Genomic DNA, 13,856 nt, shown 5'->3' with positions numbered 1-13,856 from the left:
AGATCAGCTCCGCTTCAGTTTCGGGTCGAGCGCGTCGCGCAGACCATCGCCCATCAGGTTGATGGCGAGCACGGTGATCAGGATCGCGAGGCCGGGCAGGGTGACCACCCACCACGCGCGCAGGATGAACTCGCGCGCCTCGGCCAGCATCGTGCCCCATTCCGGGGTCGGCGGCTGCGCGCCCATGCCGAGGAAGCCCAGCGCCGCCGCGTCGAGGATCGCGGTGGAGAAGCTGAGCGCCGCCTGCACGATGATCGGCGCGAGGCAGTTCGGCAGCACCGTGACGAACATCAGCCGCCACAGCCCGGCACCCGCGACGCGGGCCGAGGTGACGTAGTCCTTGCCCAGCTCGCCGATCACGCTGGCGCGAGTCAGGCGCACGTAATGCGGCTGCAGCACGATCGCGATGGCGATCATCGCGTTCAGGAGCGACGGCCCGAGGATCGCCACCAGCACCAGCGCCAGCAAGAGCGACGGAAAGGCGAGGATGATGTCCATCAGCCGCATGATGATCGCGTCGAGCCATTTCGGCGAGAAGCCCGCCAGCAGGCCCAGGAGGATGCCGCCCGACGCCGCGACCACGACCACGACGATGCCCACGAAGAACGAGTAGCGCGCGCCGTTCAGCAGCCGCGAGAGCATGTCGCGGCCCAAGGGGTCGGTGCCCAGCGGGAAGCTCCAGTTGCCGCCCTCCTGCCACGCGGGCGGGATCAGCGCGAATTCGCGGAACTGCTGCGTCGGGTCGTGCGGCGCGATCCACGGCGCGGTGGCCGCGATGAACACGAAGACGACGAAGACCCAGAAGCCGAACACGGCGCCGCGGTTCTCGCGGAAATAGAACCAGAACTCGGAGAGCCGGCCGGGACGCTTCTCGACCTGGGTTTCCACCTCTTTGGAAAGTGCGTGGTCCATCAGCGCTTCCTGATCTTGGGATTGATGAGGCCGTAGAGCAGGTCGACGGTCAGGTTCACCACCATCACCATCACGGCGATGAGCAGCAGGCCGCCCTGCACGACCGGGTAGTCGCGGCGGAAGATCGAATCGACCATCCACTTGCCGATGCCCGGCCAGGAGAAGATCGTCTCGGTCAGGATCGCGCCGGCGAGCAGCGTGCCGACCGACAGGCCGATCACGGTGATGACCGGGATCAACGCGTTGCGGAGCGCGTGCAGCCCGTTGATCCGGCCCGGCGGCAGGCCCTTGGCCCGTGCCGTGCGGATGTAGTCCTCACCGAGGACCTCGAGCATGGCCGAGCGGGTCTGGCGCGCGATCACCGCGAGCGGGATGGTCCCGAGCACGATGGTCGGCAGGATCAGGTGTCGCACGGCGGAGGTGAAGGCGCCGTCCTGGCCCGAGATCAGGCTGTCGATCAGCATGAAGCCGGTGACGTCGTCGAAATAATAGAGCAGGTCGATCCGGCCCGAGACCGGGGTCCAGCCGAGATTGCCCGAGAACACGATGATCAGGAGCAGCGCCCACCAGAAGATCGGCATCGAGTAGCCCACCAGCGCGGTGGACATCAGCGTCCGGTCGAAGAACTTGCCACGGTTCATCGCGGCGATCACGCCCGCGGGAAGGCCCAGCGCCACCGCGAAGATCATCGCGCAGATCGACAGCTCCAGCGTCGCCGGGAACAGCGCGAAGAACTCGTCCCAGACCGGGCGCTTGGTGACGTAGCTGTTGCCGAGATCGCCCTGCAGCACGCCGGTCAGGTAATCCCAGTACTGCGCGAGGATCGGCCGGTCGAAGCCGAACTGCACGACCAGCTCGTCATAGCGTTCCTGCGTCATGCCGCGCTCGCCCGCCATGACGATGATCGGATCGCCCGGCAGCACGCGGATGAAGGCGAAGGAGATGAGGGTGACGCCGATGAAGGTCGGCAGGAAGGTCGCGAAGCGCGACAGCACGTAGCGCAGCATCTCAGCGGCCCGCCATGTCGGGGCCGGACCGCGCGAACGCGGCGCTGCCGTGGGAATCGAGGGTGACCATGCCGGTACGGGTCTCCTGTTGCGGGTGATCGGGCAATCGGGGTCTCGGTCGGCGGCAGAACCGTCGGTTCCGCCCTTGAAGCGCACCACGTATCACAGAGTTCACGGACTTGTCGAGTTTTCGTGATGCCTGACGCCGGGTCGTGACCCGAGCCTGCGCCCCCGGTGACGCGACGGTCAAGCGCCATGCCCCGGATATGCGAAAGGTCCGGGGCCATGACGGCCCCGGACCCCGGTTGCGCTGTCGCGCGGCTTATTCGGCGATCGAGACGTTGTCGAACAGGTGGCCGCCCAGCGGGTGCACCACGTAGCCCTCGACCTCTTCGCGCATCGGCATCGAGACGACCGAATGGGCGATGGTGGCCCAGGGTGCCTGCTCCTTGAAGACCATCTGCGCCTCTTCGTAGAGCGCGGCGCGCTCTTCCTGGGTGGACTTGGTCTTGGCCTCCTGGATCAGCGCCTCGAATTCCTCGTTGCACCACTGCGCGCGGTTCGAGCCGCCGACGCCGTCACAGCCGAGCAGCACGGCGAGGAAGTTGTCCGGGTCGCCATTGTCGCCGGTCCAGCCCAGCAGCACCGCGCCGTCGCGATCCTCTGCCTTGGAACGCTCGAGATACTCGCCCCACTCGTAGGAGACGATCTCCACGTCGACGCCGATCTCGGACATGTCTTCCTGGATCAGCTCGGCCATGCGCCGGGCGTTCGGGTTGTAGGGGCGCTGCACCGGCATCGCCCAGATCTTCATGCTCAGATCGCTGACGCCGGCTTCTTCCAGCATCTGCTTGGCGGCCTCGGGATCGTAGGGATCGTCCTCGACCGCGTCGTTGTAGGACCACATGGTCGGCGGGATCGGGTTCTTGGCGACCTTGCCGGAGCCCTGGAACACCACGTCGAGGATCGCCTGCTTGTCGATCGCCATGTTGAGCGCCTTGCGCACCTCGGGCTGGTCGAACGGCGCCTGCGTCGTGTTGTAGGCGAGGTAGCCGACGTTGAGGCCTTCCTGCTCCATCACCTCGATGCCCTCGGCCTCCTTCATCGCGGCGATGTCGGCGGGGTTCGGGTAGGGCATGACGTGGCACTCGCCCGCCTGCAGCTTCTGGTAGCGGACGGAGGCGTCGGGGGTGATCGCGAAGATCAGGTTCTCGACCTTGGCGGGCTCGCCCCAGTAGTCGTCGAAGCGCTCGTAGCGGATCACCGCGTCCTTCTGGTAGGCCACGAAGCTGAACGGGCCGGTGCCGATCGGCTGCTGGTTCAGCATCTCCGGGTTGTCCGCGACCGCGTCGGCATACTCGGCCGAGAGGATCGAGGCGAAGTCCATCGCCATGTTGGCGACGAAGGGCGCCTCGGGGCGGGTCAGCTTGAACTTGACGGTGTAGTCGTCGACCTTCTCGATGCTCTCGATCAGGTCGGGCATCGACATGCCCTGGTAGTATTCCCAGGTGCCGCCCGAGGCCATGTGGAACGGGTGGTCGTCCTTGCCCTGGCGCTCGAAGGAGAAGATCACGTCGTCGGCGTTGAAGTCACGCGACGGGGTGAACTGGTCGTTCGAATGGAATTTCACGCCCTGGCGCAGCTTGAAGGTGATCTCGGTGCCGTCCTCGGACACTTCCCAGCTCTCGGCGAGGCCGGGGACCACCTCGGTGGTGCCGGTCTTGAACTCGACCAGCTGGTTGTAGACCGTGTGCGACGAGGCGTCGAAAGTGGTGCCGGAGGTGTAGAGCGCCGGGTCGAAGCCCTCGGGGCTGCCTTCCGAGCAATAGACGAGGTTCTGCGCCTGGGCGGCGCCCGCAAGCGCGAGGGTGGCGGCGCCGGCGGCGAGCCATGTCTTCATCTTCATGTCGTTCTCCCTGTCAGCCCGACCTTCTCCGGCACATGTTTCGCCGGTTGGCCGATGCGTTGTGACGGCAGCCTGTCCCAGCGGGACGCGTCAGGCAAGACCCCCCGTTCCTCTGACCCGGCGGAAACGGGACGATCCGACCGGTTATTCGCCCCGCTTCCGGCGGCGCGGCCTGCCTTGCGGGCGCCTGCGCGGGGGGCCATGGTCGCGCGAGCAATTCCGGACCCCGATTCATGGCCTTCCAGTTCCGCTTTCCCGTGCGGCGCGCGGCGCGCCCCGCCCGCGCCGGGCACGACGCGCCGCCTGCCGCCATGCGGCCCGAGCCTCTGCTCGGCATGGCGCTGGTGGCGCTGACCGTCTGCGTCACGCTCAAGGATTGGGCTCCCGCGACCGGGGCGGGCCTCGCCGCGGCGCTGCTGGTGCCGGTCGTCGTGGCGCTGCTGGCATGGCGGTTGCGCGGGCGGCGGCTGGGCTTCGTGGTGGTGGCGCTTCTGGTCACGGCGGCGCTCTGGGCACAGGGCGGCGACTGGACCGCGCGAGTCCTCGCCGGCTTCGGCTCCGCGGCCTTCATCGGCGCCTTCTTCGTGGCGCTTGCCACGCTGCGCTCGGCGGCCGAGACCTCGCCCGCGATCCGGGCCTGCGGCCAGTACCTGGCGGCGCAGCCGCCGGGGCGGCGCTACCTCGCGCTGACGCTGGGAGGGCAGGCCTTCTCGGTGCTGCTCAATTACGGCTCGATCGCGCTTCTGGGGAGCCTCTCGGTCGCCAGTTCCGAGCGCGAGCCGGACCCCGAGATCCGGTTTCACCGCACCCGGCGCATGCTGCTGGCGATCCAGCGCGGCTTCGTGTCGGTGCTGCCCTGGTCGCCGCTCTCCTTCTCGGTCGCGATCACCGGCGCGCTGCTGCCGGGCGCGCCTTATAAATCCACGGTGCTGCCCGCGATGGTGACCGGGCTGATCGTCGCCGGCACCGGCTGGGCGATGGACCAGATCTTCAAGCCGAAGCTCTCGCGCACCCCGGTGCGCCACGCGCCCGAGGGCGGCCCGAAGGCGGTGCTGCCGCTGGTGCTGCTTCTGGCGCTGCTCGGTCTGCCGGTCTGGCTGCTGCACGTGGCCTTCGAGGTGCGGGTGGTCGGCGCGGTGCTTCTGGTGGTACCGCTTCTGGCGCTGGGCTGGGTGCTGTTGCAGGAGGGGCCGCGCGGGGCGCTCGCGCGGGCGGGCCGCTACACGGCGCGCGAACTGCCGCGCTACCGGCCCGAACTGACGCTGCTGATGATGGCGGGATATATCGGCACCGCGGGTGCGGGACTGCTGGCGCCGCATGTGGCCGAGTTCGCGCCGCTGATCGAGGCGCTGCCCGGACCGTTGATCCTTGGCCTGCTGGTCTGGTTCATCCCCGTGACCGGTCAGGTCGGCATGAACCCGATCCTCGCCGTGACGCTGCTGTTCCCGCTGCTGCCGTCTCCCGAGGCGATGGGGGTGAGCCCTGTCGCGCTGTTCATCGCGATCACCGCCGGCTGGGCGATTTCGGGGATCACCTCGCCCTTCACCGCGACGACGCTGCTCACCGGCAATTTCGCGGGCAAGAGCGCGCTGCATGTCGGGCTGAAGTGGAACGGCGCCTACGCGCTGGTCACCGGCGTGCTGCTGACGCTCTGGGCGGTGGGCTTCGGCCTTTGGTCCTGAACGCGCGATCTGGAACTTCTCCGCCGGGCACTGTATGTGCCAACCCCATCGACTGACGCAAGGTGAGGTACATGTTCGAGACACGCATCATGCGCGAGGAACTCGCGCGGCATTACGATCTCGCACCCTCGGTGGAGGCGGCGGAGCGCCAGGCCGATCTCTATGCCCGCATGGACAAGGTGCTGAGCCCGGTCGACTGGGCGATGCACGCCCCCTATGTCGAAGCGATCAACAAGCTCAAGCGCGAGCGCGACGCGGTGATCCTCGCGCACAACTACATGACGCCCGAGATCTATCATGGCATCGCCGACGTGGTCGGCGACAGCCTGCAGCTGGCGATCGAGGCCACGAAGGTCGAGGCGCAGGTGATCGTGCAATGCGGCGTGCATTTCATGGCCGAGACCTCGAAGATCCTGAACCCGGCCAAGACCGTGCTGATGCCCGACATGGAGGCTGGTTGCTCGCTGGCCGAGAGCATCACCGCCGAGGGCATCGCCGAGATGCGCCGCCGATACCCGGGCGCGCCGGTGGTGAGCTACGTCAACACCACCGCCGAGGTGAAGGCCGCCTCGGACATCTGCTGCACCTCGGCCAATGCGCTGCAGATCGTCGAGGCGATGGAGAGCGACACGGTCATCATGACCCCCGACCAGCACCTCGCGCGCAACGTGGCCAAGGCTTCGTCGAAGCGCATCGTCAGGTGGGAGGGCAGCTGCATCGTGCACGAGCAGTACACCGCCGAGGAGATGCGCGCCTACCGCGCCGCGGACCCGGAGGTGAAGATCATCGCCCACCCCGAATGCACGACCGAGGTGACCGCCGAGGCCGATTTCACCGGCTCCACCAGCGGCATCATCGACTGGATCGACCGCGAGCGCCCGAAGAAGGCGCTTCTGGTCACCGAGTGCTCGATGGCCTCGAACATCACCGACGCGTTCCCGGACGTGGCGTTCCAGAAGCCGTGCAACATGTGCCCCTACATGAAGATGATCAGCCTCGAGAAGGTGCTGTGGTCGCTGCACACCCTGTCGCCCGAGGTGGTCGTTCCCGAGGAGGTCGCGGTGCCGGCGCGCCGCGCGGTGGAGCGGATGATCGAGCTGTCGCGCAGCCTGGCCAAGGCCTGATCTTGACGATGACCCGCCTGCGCACCGAGCGCGTCGTCATTATCGGTGCCGGTCTCGGCGCGATTTCCGCGGCCCTCGCTCTGGCGCCGCGCCCGGTATTGATGATCGCGCCGGAGCCGCCGGGGCAGGGCGCGAGCAGCGCCTGGGCACAGGGCGGCGTCGCCGCCGCCATGGACGCCGCCGACAGCCCCGAGGCCCATGCCGCCGACACGGTGGCGGCGGGCGCGGGCACCGTCGACGCCGCCATCGCCGATCTCGTCACACGGGCGGCGCGCGAGCATATCCACGAGCTGACCGGCCTCGGCACGCCCTTCGACCGCGATGCGCAAGGCGGCTACGTGCTGTCGCGCGAGGCGGCGCATGGCGCGGCGCGTGTGGTGCGGGTCAAGGGCGATCAGGCCGGTCGGCAGATCATGGACACGCTGATCGCGGCGCTGGCGCGCACGCCGTCGGTGCAGATCTTGCCCGGCGCGCTGCTCACCGGCATCGCGGCCTCCGGTGGTCGGGTCACGGGGGTAGAGATCGAGGCCGTGGCGGGTTCGGCCCCGGTGACCATCGAGGCCCCCGCCGTGCTGCTCGCCGGCGGCGGTTCGGGCGGGCTGTGGCTGCACACGACCAACCCGCCCCGCATCCGGGGCCAGGTGATCGGCGCCGCGGCGCGCGCGGGCGCCATGATCGCCGATGCCGAGTTCGTGCAGTTCCATCCCACCGCCATCGCGACGGGCGAGGACCCGCTGCCGCTCGCCACCGAGGCGCTGCGCGGCGAGGGGGCGTGGCTGGTCAACGGTGCGGGCGAGCGCTTCATGACGGCGCAGCATCCCGATGCCGAACTGGCCCCGCGCGACATCGTCGCCCGCGCCGTCTTTGCCGAGCGGCAGGCGGGCCGCAACCCGGCGCTCGACACCCGCGCCGCCCTTGGCCCGAGCGTGGTCGAGAAGTTCCCGGCGGTGGCAGAGGCCTGCGCGCGGGCCGGGATCGACCCGGTCGCGGGGACCATCCCGGTCGCGGCCGCCGCGCATTACCACATGGGCGGCGTCGAGACAGACGCGCGGGGACGCAGCAGTCTCGAAGGCCTCTGGGCCTGCGGCGAAGCGGCTTCGACCGGTCTGCACGGGGCGAACCGCCTCGCCTCGAACGGGCTCCTGGAGGCGCTCGTCTTCGCACGTCGCTGCGCCGAGGACATCATGGGCCGGACGGGCATGCCCGTCACCGCGCCCGAGATCGCCGTCGCCTTCGGCCCCGGCGGCCATGGTCCTGCACCCGAAAACGTGGCCGCTTTGCGCCGCCTGATGACCGACCATGTCGCGGTGCTGCGCGACGGGCCCGGGCTGCGCCGCGCGCTCGCGGGCATCGCGGCGCTGGAGGCTGCCGAACCCGCGCCCGCCTTCCGCACCATGACCGCGACCGCGACGCTGATCGCCGCCGCGGCCCTGCGGCGCACCGAAAGCCGGGGCGGCCATTGCCGCACCGATTTCCCCGATACCGACCCCGCGCAGGCGCATCGCAGCCGCCTGACGCTCGAAGGTGCCCTGAAGATCCGCGCCGAATGCGCCGCCACGGAGACCGCATGACCCTGATCCCCGACCTGTTGCTCGAGCCGATGGTGCGCCATGCGCTGCACGAGGACCTGGGCGCCTATGGCGACGTCACCACCCGCGCCGTGATCCCGCCCGACACGACCTATGCCGCGCGGATCAACGCGCGCGAGCCGGGCGTGGTCTCGGGGCTTCAGATCGCGGCCATCGCGTTTCGCCTCGTCGATCCGACGCTGCGGGTCACCACCCGCCTCGCCGACGGCGCGGCCTGCGCCCCCGGCGACACGCTGATGGAGATCGAGGGCTCGGCCGCCTCGATCCTCTCGGCCGAGCGCGTCGCGCTCAACTTCGCCGGGCGGCTCTCGGGCATCGCCACGCTGACCGCCGGTTTCGTGAAGGAGACGGCCGGCACCGCCACCCGCGTCACCTGCACCCGCAAGACCACGCCCGGCCTGCGCGCCGCCGAGAAGCTCGCGGTGCTGCATGGCGGCGGCTTCAATCACCGCTACGGCCTGTCGGACGCGATCCTGATCAAGGACAACCACATCGCGGCGGCGGGCGGCATCCGCGCCGCGCTGCGGGCCGCGACGGCCTCGGCCTCGCACATGCTCAAGATCGAGATCGAGGTCGATACGCTGGACCAGCTCGCCGAGGTGCTCGAGGTCGGCGGCGCCGATGTCGTGCTGCTCGACAACATGTCGACCGCCGATCTGGCCCGCGCCGTCGAGATGGTCGGCGGGCACCTCGTGACCGAAGCCTCGGGCAACATGCGGCGCGAACGGGTGGCCGAGGTCTGCGCCACCGGGGTCGACTACGTCTCCTCCGGCGCGCTGACCCATTCGGCGCGCACCCTTGATCTCGGGCTCGACTTCTAGGCGGCGAGCGCCTTTTCCGGTGCGGGCGAGGCAGCCGCGACCCGCGCCGCGGCATCGCGATCGGCGGGCCAGTACTGCCGCGCGGCGGCGAAGGCGAATTGCAGCGCCAGACCGGCGCCGAGCATCATCGTGTCGAGCGCGAAGTTCTCGCCGGTCTCGGTCTTGATGCCCTGGATCAGGTAGATGGTGATCGAGCCCAGAGCGAAGACCGGCAGCGCCTGCCGCCCTAGAAGCGCGAAGGGGGCCGCGAGCCGCGAGGCGCAGGCGCGGCGCACCGCGCCCCATGATGCCAGCACGTAGAACAACGCCAGCAGGTGCAGCAGCCGCGGCAGGTTCAGATATGGCTTGTTGAAGCTGGTCATGAAACCCGGCACGCCCTGCTGGTTCGCCATCCAGAGCAGGTGATTGCCGGTCTTGCCAAAGCCCGGAAGGTTCATCCAGGCCAGCGACAGCACCAGAAAGGCCACGGCCACCCCCATGATCCAGCGCCGCGCGGGCACGAGCCTGCGACCCTGCTTGGCCATGATGCCCGTGACGAGGCCCAGTACGAAAAGTAGCTGCCAGGCCGGCGGGCTGAACTGCCAGCCGCCCGTGGGATAGTTGGGCAGCGTCAGCCGGAAATGCGCCGCCGCCATCCACAGGAGCGCCGAAGCCGCGAGGGTCCAGAGCGGTCGCCGCACCGCCGCCCAGAGCACAAGCGGCGCCGCCATCAGCAGCACGAAATAAAGCGGCAGGATGTTGGCATAGCCGATCTGGAAGCCGAGCGTCGGGACACCGATCAGAAAGCCCAGCGGATCACGGAACAGCAGACCCATCCCGTGCTTCCACAGCATGGCGGGCATGTCGGCGAAGCGCGCCAGCGCCGCCGCGATCATCAGCGCGGACAAGGTGATCAGCAGGTGCACGAGATAGAGCGTCCAGGCCCGGCGCCAGATCTTCGCCACGCCCTGCCACGGCCAGCGGACCCGGAAGCCCGCCGAATAGGCCAGACCGGCCGAGATCCCCGCCATCAGCACGAAGCCCTCGGCGGCATCGGAAAAGCCGAAATTGCGGCTGGTCCAGTCTTCCCAGAAATTGCCCGGCACGTGGTTGATGAAGATCATCACCAGCGCCAGCCCGCGCAGCACGTCGAGCCGGGGGTCCCGGGGTTTCGGCAGCTGGCGCGCGACCGGGATCGAGACGGTTTGCTCAGGCATGTTGCGGCTCCTGCCGGGGGTGGGCGGCCTCGCTGTCGCTCAGCGGGGCCCAGGCCGCGAGAACCTCGTCCTGCTGGCCGAGGATCGGGTCGGGTCGGGTTTCGGACGGCACCGCGAACAGCGCGCGGCAGGGCAGGGAGGTGGCCCAGATCACCAGCGGCGCCGCGATCATCGGCCCCGCCACCGGGATCAGCCAGCCCACCAGCTCGGGCGACAGCCGCCAGGTGGCGGCCAGACCGGCAAGGCCCGCGACCGAGATCCAGCGGCTCGCCTGCCAGCTCTCGACGAGGCCCAGACGGCCCTCGCCGCGCGCCGAGGCCGGCCAGCCGCCATCCCGGCCCGATAGCACCTGCAGCACCGAGCGGGTCTGGAACATCAGGAAGATCGGCGCGGTGACGCTCGACAGCGCGATCTCGGCCAGGGTCGAGGCCATGAGGCGCACCGACCCGCCAAACCCCGCCGCGCGGCCCGACCGGATCGCCTGCACCGCGATCATCAGCTTGGGCAGGATCAACAGCCCGAGCACGCCGATGATCAGCCCGGCGGTGCGGGTGGTCTCGTTGGGCGGCAGCACCGGAAAGGACCAGCCGGGGAGCGGGAAGTAATCCGGCTCGACCCGCAGCGCCGGGGCGATGATCGTCGTGGCGAGGAAGCCCAGCCAGAACAGCGACGAGACATAGGCGAGAATGCCCTGCAGGAACACGAAGCGGCTCCAAGGGCGCAGCCCCGGCGCCGTCAGCAGCCGCGCGTGCTGCAGGTTGCCCTGACACCAGCGGCGATCGCGCTTGGCGTGGGCGAGGATGTTCTCGGGCCCCTCCTCGTAGGAGCCCGCGAGATCCTCGTCGAGCCGTACGATCCAGCCTGCCCGCGCCAAGAGCGCCGCCTCGACATAGTCGTGGCTCAGGATATGACCGCCGAAGGGCGGCGGCCCGGCGAGGTCGGGCAGCGCGCAGCTCTCTGCGAAGGCGCGCATCCTCACCATCGCGTTGTGGCCCCAGAACGGTCCGGTCTCGCCCTGCAGCCGCGCCACGCCGCGCGCGAAGATCGGCGAATGCAGCGCCGCCGAGAACTGCATCGCTCGCCCGAAGACGGAGCCGGCACGGATCACGCCGGGAAGGCTCTGCAAGAGCCCGAGCCGTGGCTCGCCCGCCATGCGGCGCGCCATCTCGATGATGGTCTCGGCCGACATCAGGCTGTCGGCGTCGAGGATCAGCGCATACTCGTAGGCCGCGCCCGAGCTCTTGATGAAATCCTCGATATTGCCCGCCTTGCGACCGGCATTGGAGGTCCGGCGGCGGTAGAAGATGCGCCCTTCCGCGTCACGCGCCCGCAGCAGCGTAAGATACCACGCCGCCTCGCGCGTCGCGCCCTGCGCCGAGCGGGTGTCGGACAGGACCGCGAAATCGAACAGCCCGGCCTGCGGCATCCGGGCCAGCGCCGCGTCCATCGCGGCGATGCGCGAGAAGGTCGCGCGCGGGTCCTCCTCGTGCACCGGCACGAGGATCGCGCAGCGTCCCTGCGGCTCGGCGCGGCGTGGCGCGCGCGCGCGGCCCGGCCACAGGCCGAGCACGGCCTGCGCCGCGCCCCAGCTCAGCCAGAAGGTGGCCATCAGGATCAGCAGGCTGCGCGCGAACTCGACCCAGAGCCCGCCGGTCTGGCGCTGGGCGAAGAACAGGGTGAAGGCACCGGCCGCGAGCGCGAGGCTCGCGCCCAGCGCCGCGACCCGTGCCCGCATCGGGCCTGTCGGGGACATGTCAGGCGTCCAGACGCGGTGCCAGAAGTGCCCGCAGGCGGGCCAGCAGGGCGGGCGTCGCCGTCCGCTCCAGCCGCTGGCGCGGCATGGCCAGCGGGGCGTCGGGCAGCGCGCCGCGCTCCGCGGCCTCCGCTTCGAGGCGGGCGGTGTCGAGGTCGGGCAGCGAAAGGGTCCGGTCGAGCATCAGGCGTTGATCCACTGATAAAGCCAGGTTTCCGAGAGCTTGCGGCCGAAACCGGCCACATGCGCGGTCAGTTCGACCGTAGCGTCGGGCGGGGCGGAGACATCAAGCACCGCGCGCCACTGGCCGCTGGCCTCGATCCGCTCCAGCGTCTGCGACAGGATCTCGCCGCCATGCGCCTCGGCCTTGAGTTCGACCTCGGCCTCGGCCGAAAGGCGCTCCAGCGCGCCGCCCTTGAGATCAATGACGAATTTCCGGGTGCCGGCCACGCTCTCGACGCCCGAGACACCGCCCGTTCCGGCCCGGGTCTCGGCCACATGGGCGGTCTCGGAAGCGGTGTCGGCGGACAGATCGCCCCAGCGCAGACGGTAGGCGAACTCGCGCTCATCGCCTGCGGCAATTTTGCCTTCGGGCACCCAGAAGGCGACGATGTTGTCGTTTGCCTCGAGATCGGTCGGAATCTCGACGAGCCGGACCGCGCCGCGGCCCCAGTCGCCGATCGGCTCGACCCTGAGCGAGGGGCGCCGCTCGTAACGTGCGCCGCTATCCTGATAGTTCTCGAAATCGCGGTCGCGCTGGTACAGGCCGAAGGCGCGCGGACTTTCCTCGCCGAAATAGGACGAGGCGAGGCGCGGCGGGTTGTTGAGCGGACGCCACAGCACGTCGCCGTCGCGCCGCTCGATCCTCAGCCCGTCGCTGTCATGCACGGCAGGGCGGTAATCGTCGAACTCGGTCCGGTTCTTCTCGGAGAACAGGAACATCGAGGTCAGCGGCGCGACGCCGAGCTGCTCCGGGCTGCGGCGGAAGAACAGCCGCGCGGTCACCTCGATCTCGGTGTCCTGCCCGGGCGTCACCACGAGGCGGTAGGCTCCGGTCAGTGTCTCGCCCTCGAGCGCGGCATAGATCGTCACCTGCCGATCGCCCGGCTCCAGCCAGAACCGGCTGAAGCGCGGGAATTCCTCGGCGCGCGAGGTGGCGGTGTCGACGGCGACGCCGCGCGCGCTCAGCCCGTAGCGGCTGTCGCGGCCCAGAGCGCGGAAGTAGCTGGCGCCGAGAAACGCCACCAGCTCGTCCTCGCGATCGGGCCGGTTAAGGGGCGCGTTGAGCCGGAAGCCCGCGACGCCCGGAAGCTCGGCGATCTTCTCGGCCTTCTCGGAGAGGCGGCCGTGATAGTCGAAATCCTGCGTGTCGAAGCGCATCGGCCGGGCCATGCCATCGCGCAGCTGGTAAAGCCGCACCGGCTCTTCGAACAGCCATCCCATGTGGAAGGCGTGCAGCCGGAACGGCGTCTCGGCGCCGCGCCAGCGCGCGTTCTCGGGCTTGAAGGCGATGAGGCGATAGTCGTCGTAACCCAGCGGGCCCAGGGGCAGGGCGGGGCGCTCCACCGGGGCGGGGGGCTCGGCGGCGAGGGCCCGCATCTCTGCGGTCAGCATCTCGAAGTCGAAGGGGGTCGCCACCTCCTCTTCGGCCGGGGGGATCACCCTCGGGCGATCGGTCTGGGCACGGAGCGGTGCGGCACCGCCGAGGCCGGCCAGAAGCGTGGCCGAGGCGCCGATGGCGCGCAGCAGGCTCCGGCGGTCGAAGCGCGGTGAAGTCGTCGGGAAATCGGGCATGGCTGGTCTTTTAGGCGTTTGGGGCGCAACGGGAATCGCCCTGCGCGTTTCGTCTTCCCATGAGGCAGCCGG

The 13,856-nt window shown here is 69.7% G+C and carries 11 protein-coding genes; 4 read left to right on the top strand and 7 right to left on the bottom strand.

What is annotated here, in order from left to right; all coding sequences use genetic code 11:
• Positions 1 to 3: 3 nt before the first annotated feature.
• The 3 genes from O4G76_RS03660 to O4G76_RS03650 form a co-directional block, all read right to left on the bottom strand.
• Complete coding sequence (locus tag O4G76_RS03660) at positions 4 to 912, bottom strand: ABC transporter permease subunit (protein WP_269396038.1); 909 nt, start codon at positions 910 to 912, stop codon at positions 4 to 6.
• Positions 912 to 1,919: an ABC transporter permease subunit gene (locus tag O4G76_RS03655; protein WP_085895662.1), complete on the bottom strand. Its 1,008-nt coding sequence runs from the start codon at positions 1,917 to 1,919 to the stop codon at positions 912 to 914. The genes O4G76_RS03660 and O4G76_RS03655 overlap by 1 nt, the downstream gene beginning before the upstream one ends.
• A 322-nt stretch (positions 1,920 to 2,241) precedes the next feature.
• Positions 2,242 to 3,825: an ABC transporter substrate-binding protein gene (locus tag O4G76_RS03650; RefSeq protein ID WP_269396037.1), complete on the bottom strand. Its 1,584-nt coding sequence runs from the start codon at positions 3,823 to 3,825 to the stop codon at positions 2,242 to 2,244.
• 233 nt (positions 3,826 to 4,058) lie between these two features.
• Here O4G76_RS03650 and O4G76_RS03645 point away from each other — a divergent pair, with 233 nt between their 5' ends.
• The 4 genes from O4G76_RS03645 (at position 4,059) to nadC (ending at position 9,041) form a co-directional block, all read left to right on the top strand.
• Positions 4,059 to 5,507 (top strand): hypothetical protein, encoded by a 1,449-nt coding sequence (locus O4G76_RS03645; protein ID WP_269396036.1) that lies wholly within the window; start codon positions 4,059 to 4,061, stop codon positions 5,505 to 5,507.
• 71 nt (positions 5,508 to 5,578) lie between these two features.
• A complete protein-coding gene (gene nadA / locus O4G76_RS03640) occupies positions 5,579 to 6,631 on the top strand; it encodes a quinolinate synthase NadA (protein WP_269396035.1) in 1,053 nt (350 codons plus the stop codon).
• A gap of 8 nt (positions 6,632 to 6,639) precedes the next feature.
• On the top strand, positions 6,640 to 8,202 hold the full coding sequence (locus O4G76_RS03635; RefSeq protein WP_269396034.1) for an L-aspartate oxidase: 1,563 nt from the start codon (positions 6,640 to 6,642) through the stop codon (positions 8,200 to 8,202).
• Complete coding sequence (gene nadC / locus O4G76_RS03630) at positions 8,199 to 9,041, top strand: carboxylating nicotinate-nucleotide diphosphorylase (RefSeq protein WP_269396033.1); 843 nt, start codon at positions 8,199 to 8,201, stop codon at positions 9,039 to 9,041. The genes O4G76_RS03635 and nadC overlap by 4 nt, the downstream gene beginning before the upstream one ends.
• On the opposite strand, the gene O4G76_RS03625 is transcribed toward nadC, so the two are convergent.
• From O4G76_RS03625 to O4G76_RS03610, 4 genes are read right to left on the bottom strand one after another with little or no spacing between them, the layout of a single operon-like run.
• Positions 9,038 to 10,237 (bottom strand): OpgC family protein, encoded by a 1,200-nt coding sequence (locus tag O4G76_RS03625; protein ID WP_269396032.1) that lies wholly within the window; start codon positions 10,235 to 10,237, stop codon positions 9,038 to 9,040. The two genes, nadC and O4G76_RS03625, sit on opposite strands and share 4 nt — an antisense overlap.
• On the bottom strand, positions 10,230 to 11,990 hold the full coding sequence (gene mdoH / locus O4G76_RS03620; protein ID WP_269396031.1) for a glucans biosynthesis glucosyltransferase MdoH: 1,761 nt from the start codon (positions 11,988 to 11,990) through the stop codon (positions 10,230 to 10,232). Before mdoH ends, O4G76_RS03625 begins: the two co-directional genes overlap by 8 nt.
• 1 nt (position 11,991) lies before the next feature.
• Positions 11,992 to 12,174, bottom strand: a complete 183-nt coding sequence (locus tag O4G76_RS03615; protein WP_269396030.1) for a hypothetical protein — start codon at positions 12,172 to 12,174, stop codon at positions 11,992 to 11,994.
• Positions 12,174 to 13,784, bottom strand: coding sequence for a glucan biosynthesis protein (locus tag O4G76_RS03610; protein WP_269396029.1), 1,611 nt, complete (start codon positions 13,782 to 13,784; stop codon positions 12,174 to 12,176). Before O4G76_RS03610 ends, O4G76_RS03615 begins: the two co-directional genes overlap by 1 nt.
• Positions 13,785 to 13,856: the final 72 nt, after the last annotated feature.

The sequence above is a fragment of the Limimaricola sp. G21655-S1 genome (genome assembly GCF_027213785.1).
Lineage (GTDB): Bacteria > Pseudomonadota > Alphaproteobacteria > Rhodobacterales > Rhodobacteraceae > Limimaricola.
Note: the sequence above shows the minus strand (reverse complement) of the source record. Positions and strands in the feature narration are given on the sequence as shown.

Coding starts and splice junctions, on each gene's coding strand:
- O4G76_RS03660 (WP_269396038.1), bottom strand. CDS start 912: ATGGACCACGCACTTTCCAAAGAGGTGGAAACCCAGGTCGAGAAGCGT.
- O4G76_RS03645 (WP_269396036.1), top strand. CDS start 4,059: ATGGCCTTCCAGTTCCGCTTTCCCGTGCGGCGCGCGGCGCGCCCCGCC.
- O4G76_RS03650 (WP_269396037.1), bottom strand. CDS start 3,825: ATGAAGATGAAGACATGGCTCGCCGCCGGCGCCGCCACCCTCGCGCTT.
- nadC (WP_269396033.1), top strand. CDS start 8,199: ATGACCCTGATCCCCGACCTGTTGCTCGAGCCGATGGTGCGCCATGCG.
- O4G76_RS03615 (WP_269396030.1), bottom strand. CDS start 12,174: ATGCTCGACCGGACCCTTTCGCTGCCCGACCTCGACACCGCCCGCCTC.
- O4G76_RS03610 (WP_269396029.1), bottom strand. CDS start 13,784: ATGCCCGATTTCCCGACGACTTCACCGCGCTTCGACCGCCGGAGCCTG.
- O4G76_RS03635 (WP_269396034.1), top strand. CDS start 6,640: ATGACCCGCCTGCGCACCGAGCGCGTCGTCATTATCGGTGCCGGTCTC.
- mdoH (WP_269396031.1), bottom strand. CDS start 11,990: ATGTCCCCGACAGGCCCGATGCGGGCACGGGTCGCGGCGCTGGGCGCG.
- nadA (WP_269396035.1), top strand. CDS start 5,579: ATGTTCGAGACACGCATCATGCGCGAGGAACTCGCGCGGCATTACGAT.
- O4G76_RS03655 (WP_085895662.1), bottom strand. CDS start 1,919: ATGCTGCGCTACGTGCTGTCGCGCTTCGCGACCTTCCTGCCGACCTTC.
- O4G76_RS03625 (WP_269396032.1), bottom strand. CDS start 10,237: ATGCCTGAGCAAACCGTCTCGATCCCGGTCGCGCGCCAGCTGCCGAAA.